The organism is Martelella sp. (assembly GCF_984369615.1).
Window position 1 is genome coordinate 1 of the sequence record NZ_CFHTCS010000506.1, and the last position, 2,410, is coordinate 2,410.

3 protein-coding genes and 1 pseudogene are annotated in these 2,410 nt (G+C 66.4%); all 4 read left to right on the forward strand.

Features of this window, described 5'->3' with window-relative positions:
• Nucleotides 1–356, forward strand: a pseudogene (locus tag AC5DC2_RS22935) (tRNA (adenosine(37)-N6)-threonylcarbamoyltransferase complex dimerization subunit type 1 TsaB); the annotation flags it as partial.
• Nucleotides 357–372: 16 nt separating this feature from the next.
• Complete coding sequence (locus tag AC5DC2_RS22940; RefSeq protein WP_024708294.1) at nucleotides 373–864, forward strand: GNAT family N-acetyltransferase; 492 nt, start codon at nucleotides 373–375, stop codon at nucleotides 862–864.
• 38 nt (nucleotides 865–902) lie between these two features.
• On the forward strand, nucleotides 903–1,688 hold the full coding sequence (gene olsA / locus AC5DC2_RS22945) for a lyso-ornithine lipid O-acyltransferase (RefSeq protein WP_024708295.1): 786 nt from the start codon (nucleotides 903–905) through the stop codon (nucleotides 1,686–1,688).
• Nucleotides 1,689–1,765: 77 nt separating this feature from the next.
• Nucleotides 1,766–2,320 carry a universal stress protein gene (locus tag AC5DC2_RS22950; RefSeq protein ID WP_491700160.1) on the forward strand — a complete coding sequence of 185 codons (555 nt, stop codon included), beginning with the start codon at nucleotides 1,766–1,768 and terminating at the stop codon, nucleotides 2,318–2,320.
• The last annotated feature ends 90 nt before the right edge of the window (nucleotides 2,321–2,410 follow it).

Genomic DNA, 2,410 nt, shown 5'->3' on the forward strand with positions numbered 1-2,410 from the left:
CCGCACTTGGCTTCCAGGCGCGGAAACTGTCGAAGGGCCGCGTGATGGCGACCATCGACGCGCGCCGGGGCGAGGCCTATGCTCAGGTCTTCGGCGCCGACGGCGCAGCGCTCACCGAGCCGTCCGCCTGTGCCTATGATGCGCTGGATGGCCTGATGCGTCGTCACGATGCCCTTGCCTTCGGCACCGGAGCAAGCGTTGCCGGGCTGGAGGTCGCAGGCGACGTGACCCACATAGAGATCGAGACCATCGCACGGCTTGGCGCCGTTTTCCGGCCGCAAGGGCCGGTGAGCCCGCTTTATCTGCGCGCGCCGGACGCCAGGCCGCAGGCGGGATACGCCGTCGCCCGCCGCTGACTGTTCCGGATCTGCCATGCTTCCCTTTTTCAGACGATCGCCGGAGATAGAGCTGTTTCCCCTGGGTGACGAACATCTGGGGCTGGCTGCCGATCTTCACCGCCAGCGCTTCTCCCATGCCTGGAGTGCCGGGGAGTTGCGCAAGCTCCTGGGTCAGGCGCCGGTCTTCGGTCATATCGCGCGGCATGTGAACCGCATCGTCAGCCCGCCCGCAGCCGGTTTCGTGCTGGCGCGCAGCGTTGAGGAGGAGGCGGAGATCCTGACGATTTGCGTCGGTCCCGATTATGCCCGCAACGGGGTCGGCTGGCGGCTGATGGTGGCGGCCATGCAGGAAGCGCGCATGCGCGGCGCGGCCTATATGCTGCTCGAGGTGGATGCCCAGAACCAGGCTGCCATCGGGCTTTATCGCAAGCTCGGCTTCCATGAGGTCGGTCGCCGCAAGGCCTATTACGCGCACGACGACGGAAGCCGCTCGACCGCGCTTGTCATGCGCCGCGATCTCGGCTAACCCCGAACGTCACGACGTTATTCGGGGAGGTTAGGGCGATGATCTGGCTGCGCTATGCATATGTGGCGCTTGCCCTGTCTCTCGCGACCGTCATCCTTTCGCCGCTGCAGATTATCGCGCTGTGGCGCGGCTGGAAACTCGCCCGAAAGATGCCGCGCTACTGGCACATGGTGGCCTGTTTCGTGCTCGGCATCCGCATTCATGTCCACGGCGAAATCGAGGCGCGGCGGCCGCTGATGCTGTCGGCAAACCATACGAGCTGGCTCGACATCATCGTCCTCGGCCGCGTTGCCGATGTCGCCTTCATCGCCAAGTCGGAAGTGCGGTCCTGGCCGATCTTCGGCCTGTTCGCCCGGCTGCAGAACTCCGTCTTCATCGAGCGCGCCGACAGGCGCGGGACCGGTCGGCAGGTCAATTCGATCGCCGAGCGCATGGCCGCCGGCGAGATCATCATCCTGTTTCCGGAAGGCACGACGTCTGACGGCAACCGGCTGCTGCCGCTCAAATACTCGCTTTTCGGCGCGGCCTCGAGCGCGGTGCCCTATTCGCCGGACGGCACGGTTCACGTCCAGCCGGTGGCTGTCGCCTATACCGGCATCCAGGGCATGCCGATGGGCCGGTTCATGCGCCCCGTCGTCGCCTGGCCGGGCGATGTCGCCATGCTGCCCTCGCTTGCCGGCGTCATCAGGGCGCGGGCGCTCGACGTCGACGTCTGTTTCGGCGAAAGCGTGACCTTTACGGCGTACACGAAGCGCAAGGACGCGGCGGCGGAGGTGGAGCGCCGCATGCGCGCGCTTCTCGCCGATCGCCTGAGCGGGCGGTGAAGCCCGCCGGCAAAAGCCCTTCCGGGTCACGTATTTTTTCATTTTCTCAAAGGCCAAACCGCGTTAAAAGGCCCGCCATGACACAGGAAACGACGACAGTGACCCGGCAGGACGCCACCAACCAGCGCAAGGTTTTCATCAAGACCTATGGCTGTCAGATGAATGTCTATGACAGCGAACGCATGGGCGAGGCGCTGGCCGCCGACGGCTACCAGCCGACCGAGGTTATCGAGGACGCCGATCTGATCCTGCTCAACACGTGCCATATCCGCGAAAAGGCGGCGGAAAAGGTCTATTCCGCGCTCGGCCGCTACCGCGACCTGAAGACCGCCCGCGCCCGCGAGGGCCGCGAGACGCTGATCGGCGTTGCCGGCTGCGTCGCCCAGGCGGAAGGCGAGGAAATCCTGCGCCGCGCTGCCGACCGGGCCAAGGAGATGGGCGTGACACAGGTTGAGACGGTTAGCGCGCAGGGCGACCCTGCCGATGCGATTCTCGACATGGCGGAGGCGGCCGTGGCGGACATGATCGTGCTGGGGCACCGGGGGCTGGGGCGGCTGAAGACGATGCTTCTGGGCAGCGTGGCGCTGAAGGTGACGCAGCATGCGCCGTGCACGGTGGTGTCGGTGCGCTAGGCGCGGTCTCAGCCGGTCTGTTGCGCGATCCACCACGTCGTGCCGCTGGCGTCGCGGACACCGCCGCGGCGGTCGCCGTCGCCCTTCTCG

Excerpts from the sequence above, each read along its gene's own strand:
- AC5DC2_RS22940 (WP_024708294.1), top strand. The coding sequence starts at position 373 with ATGCTTCCCTTTTTCAGACGATCGCCGGAGATAGAGCTGTTTCCCCTG.
- olsA (WP_024708295.1), top strand. The coding sequence starts at position 903 with ATGATCTGGCTGCGCTATGCATATGTGGCGCTTGCCCTGTCTCTCGCG.
- AC5DC2_RS22950 (WP_491700160.1), top strand. The coding sequence starts at position 1,766 with ATGACACAGGAAACGACGACAGTGACCCGGCAGGACGCCACCAACCAG.